Source organism: Sutterella sp., from assembly GCF_030539355.1.
Lineage (GTDB): Bacteria > Pseudomonadota > Gammaproteobacteria > Burkholderiales > Burkholderiaceae_F > Sutterella.
This window is the reverse complement of the sequence record NZ_JAUNSF010000013.1, coordinates 18,922-38,020: the sequence shown is the minus strand read 5'-3', so window position 1 is coordinate 38,020 and position 19,099 is coordinate 18,922. Positions and strand designations below refer to the sequence as shown.

Genomic DNA, 19,099 nt, shown 5'->3' with positions numbered 1-19,099 from the left:
CGGTGAAAGCCTCCCGGGGATCACTCCCCGGGAACGAAAAGCCTTCCGGCATTTCTCCTCCGCGGGAGATCCGGAAGGTTTTTTTGTGTCCGGGGACAAGTTTTTTATGCGTACGTCGGAAGCGGTCCGGCGTCAGGGCCGGCGGAAAGACGGCCCGGCTGTACACTGCACTCAGGTCCTGCACCGCGGCAGCCCGTCCACGGCATGCCGGTCCGCAGGAGAGGTCGTTCCGGGTCAGGCGGGACGGAGAGGACGGACGGAACGAAGACGGGGGTGTCCATGTCAAAGAAACGGAATCAAAAAGAGCCCGGGAATCTCAAGGCTGCGCAGCGCCTCATCCGTGAGCAGCGGATCATTATTGAGAGCCTGCTCGTCGCCATCAACAAGAGGTACGACGGCCCTGCCGAGGAAAAGGAAAGGGTCAGCCGCCTGACGATGGAGCTGCAGAGGCACATCGCCGAAGACTACCCGGTGCCCGATCTTTCGAAGCTCTCGATATCTCCCGAAACTCCTCTCATCGAAGTGCTCGAACGGATAGCCGCGGCGAGCCTGGAGATCAGGCTTCTGCAGCCCGGGTCAGATCCATCCGGGACGGGCACCACGGACGACACGGCCCCGGACGCATTACCGCGGCTCCTCGGAACGAAGGGCATGAAAGACGGTGAGGACACAGTCAGGCGGCCGCAGGTCATGCGGGACTTTCCTCTCCGGGGAACCGGAAGGTTTTCTGCGCCGGGGCACGCGGTCACGTTCTCTCGCAGGAATTTGCAGTGCTCTGAAGCACTTGAACGGTTGGTTACCAAGTGACGGGCGGTGACGTTATCAAGCGTGCTCAGGGCGCGCGGGCAGCGTGATACACTGATTTTCTGAGCCTCTCCGACCGGGACGGTCGCATGCCTCGTACGGGGCGCACGGGCTCTCAAGTCCGATCTCCGGCAAAAAGGAAAAGGAGTTTCCGACCGTGATCTCAATCTCCCCCGCGCTCGCCTGGATCATCGCGGCCGCCGCGGTGCTCGCCGTCGAGCTCTTCCTCAACACGATCTACCTGATCGCCGTCGCGGTGGCCTTCGCCGTCACCGCGCTCGCGGCCTGGCTCGGCATGAGCTTCTCCTGGCAGCTCTTCATCTGCGCCGTCCTCGTCGCCGCGGGCGGCATCGCCGTGATGCAGTGGCGCCGCCGCACCGCGTCCCGAAAGGACGAGAGCGAGCGCCTGCAGAATCTTGACCGCGGGCAGTGCGTCGTCGTCAATGCGGTCGGCACCGACGGCCTCGCGGTGGTTGAGTACAGGGGCTCGACGTGGATAGCCCGCCCGGGCGGCGCCGATCCGCTCTCGCCCGGCCGCTGGACCATCGAGCGCGTCGACGGCGCGCAGCTCGTCCTCGGCGAAAAGCTTCCCTGAAGACGCACCTGACCACTGATTTCTTTCTCCCCTCTGAAAAAAGGACTCCTGCCGTGAACATCGATTTCGCCATCAGCGGCTTCCTCATCCTCACCATCGTGCTCGTGGTGCTCGCCGTGCTCTTCGCGAGCCAGGGCATCCGTGTCGTGCCGCAGCAGACCGCCTGGGTGGTCGAGCGCCTCGGCAAGTTCCACGCCGTGCTCTCGCCGGGCCTCAACTTCATCATCCCCTTCGTCGACCGCGTGGCCTACCGTCATTCCTTGAAGGAAATCCCGCTCGACACGCCGAGCCAGGTCTGCATCACGCGTGACAACACGCAGCTCACCGTCGACGGCGTGCTCTTCTTCCAGGTGACCGACCCGCAGCGCGCGAGCTACGGCACCTCGAACTACATCATCGCGATCACGCAGCTCGCGCAGACGACGCTCAGAAGCGTCATCGGCAAGATGGAGCTCGACAAGACCTTCGAGGAGCGCGACCTGATCAACAAGTCGGTCGTCTCCGCGATTGACGAGGCGGCCCTCAACTGGGGCGTCAAGGTGCTCCGCTACGAGATCAAGGATCTGACGCCGCCCGCCGTGATTCTGCAGGCCATGCAGCAGCAGATCACCGCCGAGCGCGAGAAGCGCGCCGTCGTCGCGGCCTCCGAAGGCAAGAAGATGGAGCAGATCAATCTTGCCACCGGTGCTCGCGAGGCCGCGATCGCCCAGTCCGAAGGCGAGAAGCAGGCCGAGATCAACAAGGCCGAGGGCCAGGCCGCGGCCACGGTCGCGATCGCGAACGCCACGGCCGAGGCGCTCGAGCGCATCGCCGCCGCTACCCAGACCCAGGGCGGTCTCACCGCCGTGAACCTGCAGGTCGCCGAGAAGTACGTCGCCGCCTTCGCCGAGCTCGCGAAGACGAACAACACCCTCATCGTCCCGGGCAACCTCGCCGACATGTCGACCCTCATCGCCAGCGCGATGAAGATCGTCAACACCCAGGGCGGCAGCGTCCCGCCGCTTCCCGGCAGGCAGCCCTGACATCGGCTGATCCCGAGGATCTGAAATCAACGGGGGAGCGCTTCTCGCAGAGGCGCTCCCCCGTTTGCTTTGGGCACCGCAGAAGGGAAGGGCGGACGATCCGGGAAAGATCGCCCGCCCTGATGCGGTGCCTTGACTTCAGTTCCCGGGGGAGAAGCGCGCGGCCTTCGACACACCCGCCGCGCAGATCTCCTCAGCCGGGGATCAGAAGCGGAAGTCGCGCTCGCCGCCCGCGATGCGCTCGAGGCGCTTCACGCTGGCGTTGCGGAACTTCTCGTTCTTCACCTTCGGGAGCTCGAGCTTGATCACCTGCTCGCCTTCCTCGCGGGTCTTCGGCTTCGCGTAGTCGCAGAGGTACTCCTTCATCGTGAGGATGGCGTTGGCCTGGCAGTAGTCGGCGATGGCGCCGTTCTTCGCGAACTCCATGAAGCGGTCGCCCGTGCGGCCGGCGCGGTAGCAGGCCGTGCAGAAGGAGGGCAGATAGTGGTTCTCGAGGAGCCAGCGCACGACCTCGTCCAAGGTCCTGCGGTCGTTGGTCTCGAACTGCGCGGAGTTCTCGACGTCCTTGATGTCGGCGATCGTGTAGCCGCCGACCGACGTGCGCGAGCCGCCCGAGATCTGGGAGATGCCGAGCTTGAGCGCGGCGGCGCGGGTGCGGGCGCTCTCGCGCGTCGACATGATCATGCCCGTGTAGGGAACGGCGAGGCGGATCAGAGCGACGATCTTGAGGAAGAGATCATCGGGCACGGCGTTCGAGAACGTGTTCGGGTCGATGTCGTCGGCCGGGCAGATGCGCGGCACGCTGATCGTGTGGGGACCGACGCCCCAGACGGCCTCGAGGTGCTCGGCATGCATCAGCACGCCCACGAAGTCGTACTTGCAGAGCGTGAGGCCGAAGAGAACGCCGAGGCCCACGTCGTCGATGCCGCCCTCCATGGCGCGGTCATGCGCCTCGGTGTGCCAGGCATAGTCGGCCTTCGGTCCCTTCGGATGGAGCTTGCGGTACTCCTCGGCGTGGTACGTCTCCTGGAAGAGCTGGTACGTGCCGATCTCGGCCTCGTGGAGCTTGCGGTAGTTCTCCACGGTGGTCGCCGCGATGTTGACGTTGATGCGGCGGATCTTGCCGTTCTTGTGCTCGATCGAGTAGATCGTCTTGATCGACTCGAGGATGTACTCGATCGGGTTGAGCTTCGGATGCTCGCCGGCCTCGAGGAGCAGACGCTTGTGACCGAGGTCCTGCAGCGCGATCACCTCGCGGCGGATGTCCTCCTGCGTGAGCTTCTTGCGGACGATGTTCTTGTTCTTCGCGTGGTACGGGCAGTACGTGCACGAATTGATGCAGTGGTTGGAGAGATAGAGCGGCGCGAAGAGCACGATGCGGGCGCCGTAGATCTTCTCCTTCACCTCGCGGGCGATGCGGAAGATCGCCTCGTTGCAGTCCTCGAGCTCGCAGAAGAGCAGCACCGCGGCCTCGCGGTGGGTGAGGCCCTTGGCGGTCTTGGCCTTCTCAAGAAGAGACTCAATGAGCGGCCTGTCGGTCTTGTGTTCCTCGGCGTACGCAAGGGTCGCCTCGATTTCCGCGTGGTTGATGAACTCATCCGCGCGGCGTGATTTGGGATCGTACATGATGAAAATTTTTTGGCTGTGCGTCCCCGGTGCAGGTGTCCGGGATTCCCTTCCCGGACGGAAATGCGGATGGGGGACGCGGCGGGCGTCTTGAAGCAGAGCACCCTGAGCTTTGTCGAATGCATCCATCTTAACCACCCTCAGCCGACAGGTGTAGGGAATAGGTGATTACCTATACACCTTTCGGATTAGTTTTCGACTTCCGTCAAGAAATCCGCGGCGGACGGAAAGCCGTCAGCCGCAGGTAAGGAAGGCGTGGTCCGTGGAAGTGCCGGGCTCAGAGGCCGCGGCGCTCCTTCATGCGCGCGAGTACGCACTTCGAGGCGCTGAGCGTGTAGAGAAAGCCCCCCGCGGTGAAGACCGCGAGCGCCATGAGCGACGCCCCGGCGCCGATCACGGCGCCGAGCGCGCCCGCGCCGATCGGGAAGACGGTCTTCGCCGCGTTGATGAGCATGAGGCGGAAGCCGATCGCCTCGCCGATGCGGTCGCCCGGGGCGAAGAGGTAGACCAGGGACATCATGTTGGGCAGCGACGCCCCCAAGCCCAGTCCGAGGAGGAAGGCCGCGCCCATGAGGGGCGGGAGCGTCGTGAAGAGCGGAAAGAGCGCGAAGGCCGTCGCCGAGATGGCGAGCGTCATCGCGATCATGTGCCATTCCTTCACGAAGCGGAAGAGCGCGGGCATGATCACGCGCACGACGAAGGTGGCCGAGGCGAAGCTCGCGAGCACCCAGCCGATCGCCGAGGGCGAGAGTCCGGCGTGGGCGCAGTAGACCGGAATGAGGAGGTTGCCCACTTCCCAGGCGATCGAGATCACGACGGATGCGAGGAGCACCGCCTGCATCGGCCGGTCGCGCATGAAGTCGAGCGAGCTGCGGCGGCGCTTCTCCTCCGCTGTCGCTGCGGGCTTCGCCGCGGCGGCGCCGTCGCGGCTGCGCTTGACGAGCAATCCGCGCATGAAGGGCATCGAGAGGAGGAGCGCGAGGATCACCGGCGCGATGAGGCACCAGACGTAGAAGGCCGCGAACGAGATGTGCTCGATCAGGTACCCCGCGATCACGGGGGTGGCGAGGTTGCTCGTCGCCGTCACGAGCGAGAGCACGGTGAAGCCCGTCTGCCGGTCCTCGGGCGCGCAGATGTCACCCGTGAGGCGCTGCGCCACCGTGTTGAGCAGCATGAAGGAGAGGCCCGCGAGGAAGCACGCGAGAAAGAGCGGAACGAGTCCGAAGGCCGAGTGCTGCGTCACGAGCGGCGCGAGCCCGGCGCAGGCCGCCGTGAACATCGCCGTGACGACGGGTGCCTTCGGGCCGCCCGTGTCAAGCCACCGGCCCGTCTGCACGGCGAGCAGCGCCGGCGCGAGCGAGACGCAGGCGAGCATCGCACCCACCTCGAAGGAACTCGCGCCGCGCGAGAGCGCGTCGAGCGTGGCCGTGAAGCGCATGCCGGTCGCGCAGGAGTGCAGGCAGAGCGGGAGGACGAGAACCTTGAGAAGAGGCTGCCAGCGCATGGCGTGTAGACGGGGCGGAAAAGTGGACTTTCGGCCGGGAGACGAGGCCGGGTAGCGGTCGGGATGTTGAAAACCTTAACGCTTTTTTTGTCCGGATAGCAAGAGAAGAGTATCAGTCCGGGGTGTGTTTCCCTGCGGGCGTGAGTATCATGCGCCTTGTGCTCCTTGCCGTCCGGGCCGACGGCGGACACTCCCTCTCACTCGAAAAAACTGGAGCCCAGGAAAATGTCAAGTTTGCAGAACGGACCGACGCCGCTCTCGATGTCAGAGAACGGAACGGCGGTGGTCAGCAGCCGAATACCGAAGGAATTGAAGGAAGCCGCCGACGAGCTCGCCAGGCGCGACCATATCTTCCTCTCCCACGCCCTGAGGGGCTACCTTGAGGAAGCGCTGAGGCGCGACAGCCTCGTCTGGTGGCAGCCCGAGGACGAGAACGGCGGCGCCGTGTTCAGGGACAGCTCACGGTAAAGCCCCTCCTCCCCGGCCGGGCGAAGTTCCTGTCTTCCGCTCTGCCGCAGCCGTTTTCATGAAAATCCGAAGCCCGTCGGTGCATCTCACGCCCGGCGGGCTTTTCGTCGGCCGCGTTTCCGCCTGTTCACTTTGTCATTTTGTCGTGATAGAGTGAACCTTACATTCCCTGAAAAACAGGGAAGAATCGAAACTGTATCCGGAAAGCCGGCAGCCCCGAACGACTTCGCTCCGGATGAGATGCAGGAGGTCCAGCCATGCCGAAAATCAAAATCAAGACCAAGATGAAGCTTGACAGCAGCACGCTGCGTCAGCTCTCCGAGGGACTCGCGAAGACGGGACTCACCCCGGAGGAGGCCATCCGCCTCGCGATCTCCGAGGCGGTCCGCACGCTTCTTGAGGCTTCGGCGAAGAAGGCTGAGAAGGCCCCGAAGGCGGAGAAGCCGAAGAAGGCCGAGAAGGCTGCCAAGGCTGAGAAGCCCGCGAAGCCCGCTGAGAAGCCGGCGCCGAAGGCCGAGGCGAAGGCCGCGCCTGCGGCGAAGCCTGCCGCCAAGCCCGCCGCCCCCAAGGCCGCGCCGAAGAAGGCCGCTCCCAGGGCTGCCGCGAAGCCCGCCGCCAGGCCTGCTGCAAGGAAGCCGGCCGCGAAGCCCGCCGCCCCTGCCGCGGCCAAGCCTGCCGAAAAGCCCGCTGAGAAGCCGGCGCCGAAGGCCGAGGCGAAGCCTGCTCCCGCTGCAAAGCCTGCCGCTCCGAAGGCGCCGAGGAAGGCCCCCGCGAAGAAGCCCGCCGCCCCGAAGGCTGCACCCAAGCCCGCCGCCGAGCCGGCTCCCAAGCCCGCCGCCGAGCCTGCGCCGAAGCCCGCCGCGGCTCCCGCGCCTGCCGCGGCTGAGCCGAAACCCGTCGCCTGAGCCGTTTCAGAAAACACTCCCGTGTCGAAAGAGGACCGTCCACAGCGGAAAGTGTGAAAAAGTTGGAAAAAAATCCGTTCTCAATGACAGAGCATTCCCTGTCATACAATTGGAGCGGATTTCCCGTGAACCTTTTCCCTTCCGCCGGACGATTCCTCGTGTCACACCTTCTGAAGCGCCTCGCTTTCACAGCCGTCTGCGGCGCTGCACTCACCTGCAGCGCCGCGGACTTTTCGTATCGGCTCGAGGGACTCGAAGGCGCGCTCAACGACAATGTCCGGGCCCAGCTCTCAAGCCTCGGGCTCGACTCGATCTCGCTCGAGAGCCGCTACCGCGCGCAGATCCGCACGGGCATCCGCACGGGTCTGAGGGCGCTCGGCTACTACGCGCCGAAGATCACCTTCACCTGGGGCCCCGAGCCCGCCGAGGGCAGCGACACGCCCCGCGAGCTCTCCGTGAAGGTTGATGCCGGCGAGCCGGTCCTCATCTCTGGCGCGCGCCTCACGCTGCGCGGCGAGTGCGCCGATGACGAGGACTTCAGGAAGCTCCTTGAGAACCTGCCTCACAAGGGCGCCGTGCTTCACCACGGCGAATACGAGACCTTCAAGAAGACCGTGCAGAGCCTCGCGCTCCGCAAGGGCTACTTCCACGGCCAGTTCGTCGAGAACGATCTCGCGGTGGCCCCGTCGCGCCGCGAGGCCTGGTGGCGCCTCACCTTCGACTCGGGGCAGCGCTGGAACTTCGGTCCGCTCGAATTCACCGGCTCCCAGATCGACCAGGATGTGCTCGATCCGCTCATCCCCTTCAAGGAGGGCGAGCCCTACACGTCGGACAAACTCGCGCAGTTGAACGAAAACCTCGCCGACACGGGCTGGTTCAACTCCGCCGTCGTCGCGCCGGATTTCCACAATGGCAACGCCGAGACGCGGTCGCTGCCGCTCACGGGCACGCTCACGCCGAGAACGAGGAACCTCGTTGAGGTGGGCATCGGCTACTCGACCGACGTGGGTCCGCGCTTCTCGAGCGAATGGACAAAGCCCTGGATCAACTCGCGCGGTCACAGCCTCACCTTCGAGACGAGCATCTCCGCCAAGGAGCAGGAGGTTGACTTCAGCTACAAGATCCCGGTGATCGAGAATCCGCTGCAGGAATACTGGCTCCTGCAGGGCGGTTTCAAGAACACCAATCTGAACGACACGAAGTCGATGCAGACCACCCTCATGGGCGCGAGGTACTGGAACCTCGCCGAAGGGTGGCAGCGGTCCGTGAATCTGCACTGGCTGTACGACAACTTCGAACAGGGTCTCACCGACACCGCCACGATGGTGATCTACCCGGGCATCTCGTTCTCGCGCACCCGTTCGCGCGGCGGCGCGATGCCGAGCTGGGGCGACTCGCAGCGGTATTCGTTCGACATCGCGCGCAAGCTCTGGGGCTCGGACATCGACTTCTGGGCCGTCAACGCGCAGGGCGCGATCATCCGCTCGCTCGCCCAGAAGCACCGCTTCATCGGCCGCTACGCCTTCGGCTGGATCGACTCGAACAACTTCGACGCCGTGCCGCCGGACCTGCGTTTCTTCGCGGGCGGCGACCGCAGCGTGCGCGGCTACGACTACAAGTCGATTTCGCCCAAGGACAGCTCGGGCGAACTGCGCGGCGCACAGCGCCTCCTCACGGCGAGCATCGAGTACCAGTACAACGTGACCGGCGCCTGGTGGGGCGCGGTCTTCGTGGACGCGGGCGAGGCGGTCGACCGCTTCAGCTCGACGAACTTCAAGGTGGGCTCGGGCGTCGGCATCCGCTGGCAGTCGCCTGTGGGCCCGGTGAAGTTCGACATCGCGCGCCCCGTGGGTGACAGCGAGCGCCACGGCTTCACCTTCTACATCGGCCTCGGCCCGGAGCTCTGACATGGCCCGTCCGGTTCGCATCGTGCTCGGGGCCTTCGCGGTCCTTCTCTCCCTCGTCGTCTTCATCGTCGCCGCGGCGGCCTTCCTCGTGCTCACGCCGCCCGGGCTCTCGCTCGTCGGCAAGGCCGCGGACCGCTGGGTGCCGGGGCTCTCGATCGGCGCGGTCGAGGGTGGCTGGAGCGACCTGCGCGTGAAGGACGTGGGCTGGAGCTCGCCCGGCGTTGACGTGAAGGCCGGGCTCCTCGAGCTCTCGCTCGACTGGAGGCGGCTCTTCGACAAGGAGGCGCGTGTCGCGCGCCTCGCGCTCACGGACACGACCGCCGCGATCGATCCGGAGGCGATCCCCGCCTCCGAGCCGGCACCCGAGGACACGGCACCGCTCGACCTTCCCGCGGCAATGCGCCTTCCCTGGCCCGTCTCGGTTGACGTGCTCGAGCTCACGAACCTGAAGTTCTCGATGCCGGGCACCGACCTCTCGCTCGGGAGCCTGAAGACCGGCGCGGCGCTCCGCGACGGCATCCTCACCATTCCCGGGTTCGACCTCGGCGAACTCGCCGCCGGCGTGGAGCCCGCGGACGTGAGTGTGCGCTCACTCACGCTCGCCGCCGACTTCGACGGCCGCCGCGCGCATGTCGCGAACCTGACGCTCGACGGCGCCCGTGTGAAGCTTGCGCAAGCCGCCGAAGCGCCTGCCGACGGGGCTCCCGCAACTTCTGAAGTTTCCGGAACGCCCCAGCCCGATGCGTCGGCGCCTGCCGCTGACGCCGCTCCTGAGTCGGCCGCGCCCGTCGCGCCAGCCGCCTCATCAGAAAACACCGCCGCAGCGGAACCCGCCGCCGCTCCTGAAGCCGCGCCGCTCCCGGCCGCGGCGGAAACCGCAGCCGAGTCCCCCGCGGCACCCGCTGGATCGCCGGCACCGGCCGCTCCCGCGGAGAACGCCGCGGAACCCGCCGCCGTGGCTCAGGCCGAAGCCGGCGAGGCTGGCGAGCCTGCCAAGGCCGCGAAGGAGGAAGTCCCCTCCGCCGCGCAGGCCTTCACCGAGCAGTTCCGGGCATTCTTCGCGAAGCCCCTGATGCCTGCGCTCCCCGAGGTGTCGGTTCCGCTCGCGGTCGAGGTGGACAGACTCGCCCTCACCGACGTCGTCGTGGAGGGCATTCCGGGCGCGGAGACGCTGCCCGTGCTCGCTCCCTTCGAGCTCACGAGCCTCACGCTCGCCGCGAGCGCCGAGGGCTCGAAGGTCGCGGTGAAGGATCTCGAGCTCGCCTCGTCGGTCGCCGACATCACGCTCACGGCTGACGCGACGCTCGCGGGCACCTGGCCCGTCGCCGCTTCAGGGTCCGTCCACGCGGACGCCGCCCCGTGGCTCGAGATCGCGGGCCTCAGGGCCGACACACCCGACACGACGCTCGGCTTCTCGGTCTCGGGTGACGTGGGCGGCGAACTCGCCGTCTCGGCCGACCTGAAGGGCATCGCGGATCTCACGCTCAGGGCAGCGGCCGACGCCTCGAAGGCCGAGCTCCCCTTCAGCCTCGAAGTCGCCGCCGAGGAACTGCGCATTCCCGCGCTCATCAATGTTCCTGCCCCCGCTGCCGCAACCGCCTCAGCCACCGCCGCCGCTTCGACCCAGACGGCGGCTCCGGCCGCCGAGTCGGCCGAGGCTGCTGAGCCCGCTCAGAAGACGGAGGAGACGACCTCTGAGGAGAAGCCCGCCGCCTCTCCCGTCAACCCGGCGATGCCGGATCTGCCGGTCGCGGCCGCGCCTGCGGCAGCCGGCGAGAAGCCGAAGGAATTCGTTCTCACCACGGACCTCGATGAACTTGACCGCAAGGTGGCCGAGGAGCGTGCGAAGCAGGGACTGCCGCCCAAGCGGGCGCTCGCGCCCGAGCCGAGTCCCATGGCCTACGCGCCGCCGCTCTCGGACACCCTGATGCGGAGCCGCTACCGCGTGAGCGGCTTCTCGCTCAAGGCCTCCGGCACGCCGGGCGACTGGCACGCCGAGCTCACGGCGAAGCCCCGCGTGGACGCGCCCGCGCCCATCCTCGGCGAGCGCAGGAGCCTCGACGGCACCGTGTCCTTCAACGCGGACGGCACCTTCAGCGAGATCGCCCTCAGAGCGCTCGATGTTCTGACGCCGCTCGGCAATGTCGCCCTGAAGGGCAATGCGAAGATCGCCCGCGACATCAGCTGGAAGGGTGAGTTCAAGGTCGCCGACGTGAACGCCGAGGAACTCCCCGGCGCGTTCCCGTTCCTGCTCGATGAGGCGACGGTCGCGAGCACGGGTCTCGTGCGCCCGGACGGCACCTTCCGCATCGACAGCGCCACCGCGCAGCTCGCCGCCGCGATCGAGAAGATACCGCTTACGCTCAACACCGCTCTCTCGGGCGAGAACGGGGTCTCGTGGAAGGTCGGTCACCTCAACCTGGTCCTCGGAAAGAACACCCTCGACCTCTCGGGCGAGGTCGAGCACCTGCGCGGCATCACGCTCGACCTGGCGCTCAAGGCTCCGGATCTCGCCAACTCGGTGCCCGGTCTCACGGGCAGGGCGGAGGGCACGGTGAAGCTCGCCGGCAGCCTCGCCCATCCGATCGCGAAGGTGAACCTCACCGCCTCGAAGCTCGGGTGGCAGGATCTTTTCTCGCTCGAGACCGCGAAGGTCTTCGTGGATCTGAAGAACTCGCCCTTCAGGACGGGCCAGGCGCCGGCGAAGCCCGGTGAAAAGCCCTCGGGCGCAAGGCCGAAGGCCCCGCCGCCCCCGGGCGACAACGCGAGTTTCTCGGACCGCCTCACCTTCATAGTGAACTCGCTCGCCGACGGCGAGATCTCGGGCGACCTCTCCGTGGCCGTGAGCGGCATCACCGCCTCGGGCCAGGAGATCGAGGACGTCTCGGTCTCGCTCACCGGCACCGAGCTCAGGCACCGGCTGAACCTCAAGGTCTCGAGCGAGCCCGTGCACGGAACGATCACCGCCGACGGCGGTTTCTCGCGCGACACCTTCGCCTGGAAGGGCACGCTCTCCGAGGCCGTGGTGGGCACTCCCGCCGGGGACTTCAAGGCCGCGAAGGCCGCGGCCCTCGACTGGAACCCGAAGACCGAGCGCTTCACGATCGGCGAGCACTGCTGGCGCTGGGACAAGGCCGAGGTGTGCCTGCCCGAGCCCATGACGCTCGGGCGCTCCGGCAAGGCGCGCCTCGCGCTCACCGAGCTCAACATGGACATCTTCAAGCCCTATCTGCCGAAGCGCCGCGACGAGATCACGGGCACGGTGACGGCCGAGGTCGAGGCGAACTGGAACCTCGACAAGAATCCGATGCCCTCGGTGCGCGCGGAACTCAACGGCGACGGCCTCGGCTACGCGACCCACTGGCAGGGCGTGACGATTCCCGTCGAGTTCGAGCGCCTGCGCGCGCACGCGCTCTTCTCCGGGCAGCGGCTCGTGCTCGCCTGGGACCTGAAGCCCGCCGGTAACGGCACCGTCGAGGGCCAGGTCGCCGTCATCGACCCGATGGGGAAGCGCCGCCTTGACGGCCGCATCCAGGTAAATGACCTCACGCCCGCGCTGATCGAGCCCTTCCTCTCGCGCAACGAGAAGGCCTCGGGGACGCTGCACGCGGACCTGCGCCCGGGCGGAACACTCGAGGCGCCGGAACTGAGGGGCGAGATGTCCGCCCGCGGCATCCTCGTCGCCGCCGACTTCATTCCGATCGAGATGGAGCCCTCCGACCTCACGATCACCTTCACGGGTCGTCAGTCGAAGCTCGAGGGCGAGGTGAGGACGAAGACCGAGACGGTGAAGCTCTCGGGCAGCGCCGACTGGCGCAACCTGAAGAAGTGGACCGCCGACGCCTCCGTCTCGACCGAGGGCATTCACGTCGAGATCCCGCCGATGGTGAAGATCGATGTGAAGGGCAACGCCGTGGTGACGGCCTCGCCCGAGCGTGTGCGCCTCGACGGCCGCATCGAGATTCCGAAGTCCTCGGTCGAGGTGCAGGATCTTCCTGCCTCCTATGTCTCGGTCTCGGAGGACCAGGTGCTGCTTGACGCCGATCTCAATCCGATCACGATCCGCGGCGAGGGCCTGCCCGTCGAGAGCGACCTTGACGTCATCCTCGGCGACGACGTGCGCGTCGCGGCTTACGGTTTGCGCGCGAGCCTCACGGGCGCCCTCAAGGTCGTGATGTTGAAGAGCGGTCTCGGCCTCGTCGGCCAGATCAACATCCCCGAGGGACGCTTCCGCGCCTACGGCCAGGATCTTCTGATCCAGACCGGACAGATCCTCTTCTCGGGCGCGACGGACAACCCGTCGCTGCGCATCGACGCCATCCGCAATCCGGAGAACACGGCCGACGACGTGACGGCGGGCATCCGCGTCACGGGCACGGCGTCCGCGCCGACGGTGACGATCTACTCGAGCCCCGAGCTCTCCGAGCAGGAGGCGCTCTCGTACCTGCTGCGCGGCGAGGGTCTCGGCAGCGACGACGGCAGCAGCTCGGCGATGATGACGAGCATGCTGATCGGGCTCGGCACCTCGCAGAGCAACGGCATCCTCTCCGAGGTGGGCGACGCGGTCGGTCTCAAGGGACTCGGCGTCGACACCACGGGCGTGGGCGACTCGCAGCAGGTCGTCGTCTCGGCCTACGTGCTCCCCGGCCTGCAGGTGAAGTACGGCATCGGCATCTTCGACTCGCTCGCGACGATCACGCTGCGCTACCGCCTGATGCCGAAGCTTTATCTCGAGGCGGTCTCGGGCGTCAACCAGGCGCTTGATCTCCTCTACCGCTTCGAGTTCTGAGGCATCCCCTGAAAACCAAAAGCGCCGTCCGGAAAACCGGGCGGCGCTCTTCTTCAGGCGGTCACTTCAGGAGTGAAGCCGAGCGGTCACTCCTTGCGGAGCTTGTCGATCTCGGCGCGGGTGCGCTCGAGCTCGAGCTGGGCGCGGTCGCGGGCGAGCTCGGAGCGGGCCTTGCTGTCCGCGGTGACGCCCTCGACCTCGGCGCGGCGGGCGTCGACGTCAAGCTGCTTCATCTCGATCTCGAGCTCGCGGGCCTTGTCCTCGTAGGCGTTGAGCTTCGCCTGGCGCTCGGCCTTCGCCTTGTCGGCGGCGGCCTTCTGCTCGGCGCGCACGCGGGCCGCGCGGGCGTTCTGCTCGCGGACCTTCGCCTCGGAAGCGGCCTTGGCCTTGGCGGCCTGCTCGGCGGCGGCGGCGCGGGCGGCCTCCTTCGCACGGGCCTCGTCCTGCATCTGACGGGTGGCGGCCTCGATCGCCTGGGTGTTGTACTCAGCCTGCGCAGGATTCATCTGCGACGTTCCCGGAGGGAGCGCGGAGGGGTTCATGCGGGTCGACGAGCAGCCCGTGGCGAGGAGCGCCGCGGCGATCGAAAGGGCGAGCGCGGCAGGGGTGAAAGATTTCTTCAGCATTTCAGTAAATTCCTCAGGAAACGGTCACATGCGCGGAGTCAGTCACTGCGCCGTGCCGCAGCCGTACGGGTTGTTCGGCTGGATGCGGGCCTCGGCCGGGGTGGGCGAGACCATCACGGCGGTGCCGTACTTGAATTCGCACGGACGGCCGACCTGGGCGGTCTGCAGCACGCGGCCGCCGGCGTTCTTGAAGGTGATCTGCACGCCGTCGGTGTAGGTCGTGTCGGGACCGGCGATGGCGTCGCCCGCGAGCGCGCCGACCGCGCCGCCGGCGACGCCGCCGAGGGCACGGGCATGGCCCGAGTGGTTGTTGTGGCTGCCGATGGCGGCGCCGGCGATGGCGCCGAGCACGGCGCCGGCGATCTGGGCGGTCTGGCGGTTGCTCTGGTTCGAGACGGCGACGCGCGCCGGGGCGATGCCGATGATCTCGACCGTGTTGACCTCCTGAACGCGGTTCACCTGACCGGCCGTGTAGGTGTCCGCGCGGTACAGCGCACCGTCATTGGCGCAGCCGCCGAGGGCGAGGGCGGCCGAGATGACCGCGGCGGCGGTGAGCGTAGCGTTCCTTGTCATTTTCGTTATTTCCTTCTTTGTTTACGGAGCCCCGCCGCCGGTCTTCCCCCTCAAGGAGGGAAGGGAGCGGGCGCTCCGGGCTTCCCGCGGCCGGGGCCGCGGAGCAAAATTCTTCACTGATGGTAACAATAGCGCAGCCTCCGACGGCATTGAGCCCGGGGGCGGCGTGAAAGGTAACGAATCACGTCACCGCCATACATTTTCTTGATTTTTCCGTCTTTTCGAACCGCCGCCCGCCTGCCTCCGGCGTGGCTTTTTCGAGACTTCACCCAATGAATTCGTCCGCCTCCGCGCATGACGCGGCCTCCGCAGCCCCCGCCGGGGGGCTGCTGCTCGCGGCGCTCCTCTTCGCCGCCTTCGTGATGCGAGGGCCCGTCACGGCCGTGGGGCCGGTGGCCGAGGCCGTCCGCGAGTGGGCCCGGGCGGACCTCGCCGCCTACGGACTCATCACGGCGCTCCCCGTCGCTGCCTTCGGCGGCTTCTCCTTCCTCGCGCCCGCGCTCGTGCGGCGCTGCGGCCTCGCGCGCGGCATGCTCGCCGCGCTCCTCATACTTTCGGCAGGAGCGGCGCTGCGCCTGGTCGAAGGCTACGCGGTGCTCCTCGCCGCAACCCTCATGATCGGCGCCGGCATCGCGCTTCTGAACGTCATGGCGCCCGTCGTCGTGAAGTCCGCCTGGCCTGGAAAAATCGGCTCCCGCATGGGCCTCTACACCGGCATGATCGGCTTCTCGGGCGCCGCGGGCGGGCTGCTGTCGGCGCCGCTCCTCGGTCTCGCGGGAACGCTCGCCGGGCCCTTCGGCTTCTGGGCGGCGGCGACGCTCGCCGCGGCGCTCCTCTGGGCCGCGGGCTCGCGTGGTCTGACGGCCGGAGGTCCCGCTCCGGGGACGGACGGGCGGGGCGTGCTGCGCGAACTCTTCGGCAAGCCCCTTGCCTGGTGCCTCACCGCGGTGATGGGCCTGCAGTCGCTCCTCATCTACACCGCCGCGGCCTGGATGCCCGTCTGGTGGCAGCGGCAGGGCATGAGCCCCGCGGAGACGGGCGTCTGGATCTTCGTCTTCCTCTTCTCGGGCCTTCCGGCCTCGATGTTCACGGCGCGGTTCTTCCGCCTGGTCGGAAATGAGGTCGCGGCCGAGATCCTTCTCTCGGTCACGTACCTCGCGGGCTTCGCCGGCTGGCTCGCGGGCGGCCCCTGGATGCTCCCCGCGTCCGTCGCCGCGGGCGCCTCGCAGGGAGCGATGCTCTCGGCGGCGTTTCTCCTGATGGCCGGGAAGTCCCCGGACGGGCGCCGCATGCTCGGCATCTCGAGTATGGCCCAAGGCATCGGCTACCTCGGCGCCGGGCTCGGCCCCTGGGTCTTCGCCGTGCTCCTCGAGGGCACGGGCGGCTGGGGTGCCTCCTTCGCGTTCTTCGCGCTCGTCATCGTGCTCTGGGCCGCCGCGGGGCTCCTCGCCGCCCGCCGCAGGACACTCTGAGCTGTAAACGGCCGTCATTTTTCTGCAATACCCGCGGTTCCTGCAGATCCAGGATCAAGCGAAAACGGACGGGTTGCGAAACCAACCCACGGAATCTCCTCGAAAGGGGCGGAATTCTTTCCGAATCTGCCGAAAATTTGCTTCTGCGAGACGATCAGAGTTGCTGGTGGGGAAAGTCCTATAGGGTGTTCTGCTTATACGTGTTGACGCATCCTTCAGAGCATGCTTGCTGTTTTGAGCGAGTGAAACGATCTTGCAACCATGAATCTATAAAAATCAGTATGCAAGGGAATCTCAAAGCTCAAAGTTGCATTTGCTTTCCTTGTGCCTCATCCGTAGTATTCGCCTAATGCCGCGACGGGTCCCGCCGTCCGCGGCTTAACTGTCTGATGCTTCGGGGACGTTTCTCTCTCCCTATGGTCCCCGCACCGGACCCGGAACAATCCAACTTTTTTCAATAACTACAAGGAATTCAGACAAAATGAACGGTCTGACAATGATGCTGATCGCTCTGGTCGTCCTTGCCTGCGGCTATTTCGGCTATGCCCGCTGGCTCGAGAAGACCTGGGGGATCGATCCCAAGAGGCCGACTCCGGCCATGGAGAAGTCCGGCGGTGACTACGCTCCCGCCAACAAGTGGACAGTGTTCGCGCACCAGTTCACCTCGATCACGGGCGCGGGCCCGGTCACCGGCCCGATCATCGCGGCCATGTTCGGCTGGCTCCCGGCTCTGCTCTGGATGCTCGTCGGCGGCGTGTTCTTCGGCGCCGTCCAGGACTTCACGACCCTCTACGCCTCCGTCAAGAACGGCGGCAAGTCGATCGGCATGATCATTGAGGCCTACATCGGCCGCACGGGCCGCCGCCTCTTCCTCTTCTTCTGCTGGCTCTTCACGCTCCTCGTGATCGCCGCCTTCTGCGACATGGTCGCCGGCACCTTCAACGGCTTCGCCAAGGACGGCTCGCAGATCATGCCGAACGCCGCCGCGGCCTCGATCTCCATGATCTACATGGTCGGCGCCGTCGCCTTCGGCTGCTTCATGAAGTTCATCCGTCCGAGCGGCGGCTTCCAGTTCGTCGTCGGCGTCATTCTGATGGTCGTCATGATGACCCTCGGCATCATGTTCCCGCTCTACCTCGACCGTGAGACCTGGCGCTACGTCGTCTTCGCGTACCTCTTCGCCGCCTCGGTCTGCCCGATGTGGCTCCTCAAGCAGCCGCGCGACTACCTCTCGATGTTCCTCCTGATCGGCATGATCATCTGCGGCGTGCTCGGCGTGTTCATCCAGAACCCGACGCTCAACATGCCCGCCTTCGTCGGCTGGGAAGTCAAGAACCTCGACCTCTTCCCGATTCTCTTCGTCACGATCGCCTGCGGTGCCGTCTCCGGCTTCCACTCGCTCGTGAGCTCGGGCACGTCGTCGAAGATGATCGCGAACGAAACCCACATGCGCCTCGTCGGCTACGGCTCGATGTGCATTGAGGTCGTCCTCGGCATCGTCTCGCTCGTCGTCGTCTGCGCGGCCGCCAGCAACGGCGTCCTGCCCGCCGGCACCCCGTTCCAGACCTTCTCGGCCTCGGTCGCCGGCTTCCTCACGGAGATCTTCGGCGTCCCGACCAACATCGCCCAGTGCATCCTGACGATGTGCGTCTCCGCCCTCGCTCTGACCTCGGTTGACGCCGTGGCCCGCATCGGCCGCATGTCGCTGCAGGAGTTCTTCACCCCGTCCGAGGGTCAGAAGGCCAGCCCGATCCAGAAGTTCTTCATGAACACCGTCGTCTCGACCGTCATCACCCTGGTCGCGGGCTACGCGCTCTGCCTCGCCGGCTACATGTCCGTCTGGCCGCTCTTCGGCTCCGCGAACCAGCTGCTCGCCGCGCTCGTGCTCACCGGCCTCGCCGTGTTCCTGAAGGCCACCGGCCGCAAGGGCTGGATGCTCTACATCCCGATGACCTTCATGTTCATCGTCACGATGACCGCGCTCGTGCAGTCGCTCATCAAGATCTTCCGCCAGATCGCCGACGGCACGTTCGTGTTCATGGTCGGCGGCCTCCAGATGATCGTCGCCTTCGCGCTGATCATTCTCGCCCTCCTCGTGGTCTACCACTGCGTCGGCAAGCTCATCAGCACGCCCAAGGCTGAAAAGGCCTGATTCCTCTGACAGGATGCGTTCCCGGACCTCCGGGGCCGGACGCTCCTGACAAGGTGAATCCGCTTCGCGCCCCGTTCTCCTTGAAGGAGTCCGGGGCGTTTCCTTGTCCGGATTTCCTGCCCAGGCCCGGCCCATCCCGTAAAATCCGCTCCGGCCGCCGGGATCCCCCGGCGCCGCCTCCCCAGAAAACCCGCACAAGACCATGCAGTTCATCCTCAGCACCCTCATCATCGCGAGTCCCTTCCTCATCCCCGTGATCATCCTGATGATCCTGAGGCTGAGGCCGCTCAAGTGGGAGGGGCAGAAGCGCGCGATGCGCGCGGCCTGGTGCTGCTACGGCGTCTCGCTCCTGCTGCTCGCGGTCCACGCCTTCACGACCGGCGCCGGCGCGCAGGAATTCTTCCTCGCCTTCTGGGGGTCGGCCACGACGACGACCGTCTTCGCCTGGTCGGCCTGGATCTTCCAGGGCCTCGCTGTCGTGGCGCTCATGTTCGTCGTGAACTGGGACACGGTGCGGCTCTTTGTCGAGGCCAGGCAGAAGCGCGCCGAGGCCCGCGCGAGGATCGCCGAGGAGAAGGCGGCCGCGGAGCTCGCAAAGGCCGCCGAGGAAAAGAAGGCCGCTGAGGAAAAGAAGCCTTCCGAAGGCTGATCAGCCC

The 19,099-nt window shown here is 66.6% G+C and carries 14 protein-coding genes; 10 read left to right on the top strand and 4 right to left on the bottom strand.

Annotation, left to right across the window (positions count from 1 at the left end; translation table 11 throughout):
* Positions 1-279 precede the first annotated feature (279 nt).
* The 3 genes from Q4F91_RS03970 to Q4F91_RS03960 all read left to right on the top strand — a co-directional run bounded on the left by Q4F91_RS03970 (position 280) and on the right by Q4F91_RS03960 (position 2,421).
* Entirely contained in the window at positions 280-807 is a 528-nt protein-coding gene (locus Q4F91_RS03970) for a hypothetical protein (RefSeq protein ID WP_303334770.1), read from the top strand.
* Positions 808-961: 154 nt separating this feature from the next.
* Positions 962-1,399 carry an NfeD family protein gene (locus Q4F91_RS03965; RefSeq protein WP_303334768.1) on the top strand — a complete coding sequence of 146 codons (438 nt, stop codon included), beginning with the start codon at positions 962-964 and terminating at the stop codon, positions 1,397-1,399.
* A 59-nt stretch (positions 1,400-1,458) separates the two neighbouring features.
* The gene (locus Q4F91_RS03960) at positions 1,459-2,421 is read left to right on the top strand and encodes an SPFH domain-containing protein (RefSeq protein ID WP_303334788.1); all 963 of its coding nucleotides are present in this window, start codon (positions 1,459-1,461) and stop codon (positions 2,419-2,421) included.
* 204 nt (positions 2,422-2,625) lie between these two features.
* Here the strand turns inward: Q4F91_RS03960 and hydG are convergent, their stop codons facing one another.
* Both hydG and Q4F91_RS03950 read right to left on the bottom strand, forming a co-directional pair.
* The gene (hydG, locus tag Q4F91_RS03955; RefSeq protein ID WP_303334767.1) at positions 2,626-4,047 is read right to left on the bottom strand and encodes a [FeFe] hydrogenase H-cluster radical SAM maturase HydG; all 1,422 of its coding nucleotides are present in this window, start codon (positions 4,045-4,047) and stop codon (positions 2,626-2,628) included.
* 277 nt (positions 4,048-4,324) lie between these two features.
* A complete protein-coding gene (locus Q4F91_RS03950; protein ID WP_303334766.1) occupies positions 4,325-5,551 on the bottom strand; it encodes an MFS transporter in 1,227 nt (408 codons plus the stop codon).
* 225 nt (positions 5,552-5,776) lie between these two features.
* On the opposite strand from Q4F91_RS03950, the gene Q4F91_RS03945 reads away from it, so the two are divergent.
* The 4 genes from Q4F91_RS03945 (at position 5,777) to Q4F91_RS03930 (ending at position 13,620) form a co-directional block, all read left to right on the top strand.
* Positions 5,777-6,019 (top strand): hypothetical protein, encoded by a 243-nt coding sequence (locus Q4F91_RS03945; protein WP_303334764.1) that lies wholly within the window; start codon positions 5,777-5,779, stop codon positions 6,017-6,019.
* Positions 6,020-6,276: 257 nt separating this feature from the next.
* Entirely contained in the window at positions 6,277-6,924 is a 648-nt protein-coding gene (locus Q4F91_RS03940; protein ID WP_303334762.1) for a hypothetical protein, read from the top strand.
* Positions 6,925-7,082: 158 nt separating this feature from the next.
* A complete protein-coding gene (locus Q4F91_RS03935; RefSeq protein ID WP_303334760.1) occupies positions 7,083-8,831 on the top strand; it encodes an autotransporter assembly complex family protein in 1,749 nt (582 codons plus the stop codon).
* A 1-nt stretch (position 8,832) separates the two neighbouring features.
* On the top strand, positions 8,833-13,620 hold the full coding sequence (locus Q4F91_RS03930; RefSeq protein WP_303334759.1) for a translocation/assembly module TamB domain-containing protein: 4,788 nt from the start codon (positions 8,833-8,835) through the stop codon (positions 13,618-13,620).
* Between the two features lie 86 nt (positions 13,621-13,706).
* On the opposite strand, the gene Q4F91_RS03925 is transcribed toward Q4F91_RS03930, so the two are convergent.
* Together Q4F91_RS03925 and Q4F91_RS03920 are read right to left on the bottom strand one after the other, a co-directional pair.
* Positions 13,707-14,246: a hypothetical protein gene (locus Q4F91_RS03925; RefSeq protein ID WP_303334757.1), complete on the bottom strand. Its 540-nt coding sequence runs from the start codon at positions 14,244-14,246 to the stop codon at positions 13,707-13,709.
* Positions 14,247-14,288: 42 nt separating this feature from the next.
* On the bottom strand, positions 14,289-14,819 hold the full coding sequence (locus tag Q4F91_RS03920) for a glycine zipper 2TM domain-containing protein (protein ID WP_303334755.1): 531 nt from the start codon (positions 14,817-14,819) through the stop codon (positions 14,289-14,291).
* A 272-nt stretch (positions 14,820-15,091) separates the two neighbouring features.
* On the opposite strand from Q4F91_RS03920, the gene Q4F91_RS03915 reads away from it, so the two are divergent.
* From Q4F91_RS03915 to Q4F91_RS03905, 3 genes are all read left to right on the top strand, one after another.
* Positions 15,092-16,291 carry an MFS transporter gene (locus tag Q4F91_RS03915; RefSeq protein WP_303334753.1) on the top strand — a complete coding sequence of 400 codons (1,200 nt, stop codon included), beginning with the start codon at positions 15,092-15,094 and terminating at the stop codon, positions 16,289-16,291.
* A gap of 481 nt (positions 16,292-16,772) precedes the next feature.
* Positions 16,773-18,443, top strand: coding sequence for a carbon starvation protein A (locus Q4F91_RS03910; RefSeq protein WP_303334751.1), 1,671 nt, complete (start codon positions 16,773-16,775; stop codon positions 18,441-18,443).
* A gap of 202 nt (positions 18,444-18,645) precedes the next feature.
* Positions 18,646-19,092, top strand: coding sequence for a hypothetical protein (locus Q4F91_RS03905; RefSeq protein ID WP_303334750.1), 447 nt, complete (start codon positions 18,646-18,648; stop codon positions 19,090-19,092).
* The last annotated feature ends 7 nt before the right edge of the window (positions 19,093-19,099 follow it).